Here is a 1,274-nt window from a genome sequence, read left to right as displayed (position 1 = left end):
ACGTTGATGCGGGCCACCGCCAGCGCGTCGTCGGAGAGGTCGGCCGCATCGACCACCACGTCGGGGTAGGCCAGCGCGGCGATCACCGCCAGGCTGCCGTTGCCGGTGCACAGGTCGAGCACCGTGTGCGTCTGGTCGGACAGCCAGGCGTCGAGCGTGCCTTCGCCCTCGCCGTCGACCAGCAGTTCGGCGATGAACGAGCGCGGCACGATGCTGCGCTCGTCGATGTAGAACGGCACGTTCTGCAGCCACGCTTCGCGGGTCAGGTAGGCGGCCGGGCGGCGCGAGCGGATGCGCTCGTCGACCAGCGCGAGCGCGGTGGCTTCTTCCTCGGCCGACAGCTCGCGCTGCGCCTGTTCTTCCAGCGCGTCGAGCGGCATGCCGAGCGCCCACAGCACCAGCCAGGCCGATTCGTCGAACGCGTTGGTGGTGCCGTGCCCAAACGAAACGCCCGCCGTCTTGAGGCGGGCGCTCTGCGCGGTGATGAGATCGATCAACTTCATAGCAACAAGCCTTCAAGCGTCCTGCGGTAGATGTTCTTCAGCGGGTCGAGGCTCGCGACCTCGACGTTCTCGTCGATCTTGTGGATGCTGGCGTTCAGCGGCCCGAACTCGACGACCTGCGGGCAGATCTTCGAGATGAAGCGGCCGTCGGAGGTGCCGCCGGTGGTCGACAGCTCGGTGCGCACGCCGGTCTCGGCGAGGATGGCGGCACCCATCGCCTCGCTCAGCGCGCCGATCGGCGTCAGGAACGGCTCGCCGCCGAGCGTCCATGCCAGGTCGTAGCGCAGGCCGTGCGCATCGAGCACGGCGTGCAGGCGCGACTTCAGCGCATCGGGCGTCGATTCGGTCGAGAAGCGGAAGTTGAAGTCGATCACCACCTGGCCGGGAATCACGTTGGTCGCGCCGGTGCCGCCGTGGATGTTCGACACCTGCCAGCTGGTGGCCGGGAAGTAGCGGTTGCCGCGGTCCCATTCGACCGTGGTCAGCGCCGCCAGCGCCGGGGCGACGCGGTGGATCGGGTTGTCGGCCAGCTGCGGGTAGGCGATGTGGCCCTGCACGCCGTGCACCGTCAGCTTGCCCGACAGCGTGCCGCGCCGGCCGTTCTTGATCATGTCGCCGAGCGTGTCGACCGAGGTCGGCTCGCCGACGATGCAGTAGTCGATGCGCTCGCCGCGTTGCTTCAGCAGCTCGCAGACCTTGACCGTGCCGTCGACCGACGGGCCTTCCTCGTCGCTGGTGATCAGCAGCGCGATGCTGCCGCAGCGCTCGCCG

General features: G+C 68.8%; 1 protein-coding gene and 1 pseudogene. Both read right to left on the bottom strand.

What is annotated here, in order from left to right; translation table 11 throughout:
* Positions 1–503, bottom strand: a pseudogene (locus AC1D15_RS32905) (50S ribosomal protein L3 N(5)-glutamine methyltransferase); the annotation flags it as partial.
* Positions 500–1,274: succinyl-diaminopimelate desuccinylase (gene dapE / locus AC1D15_RS32900; protein ID WP_477829369.1), on the bottom strand; the 775-nt coding region annotated here is incomplete at its 5' end. The pseudogene AC1D15_RS32905 and the gene dapE, both read right to left, overlap by 4 nt.

The organism is Rhizobacter sp. P2_H2, assembly GCF_056403375.1.
This window is presented reverse-complemented; position numbering and strand designations above follow the sequence as displayed.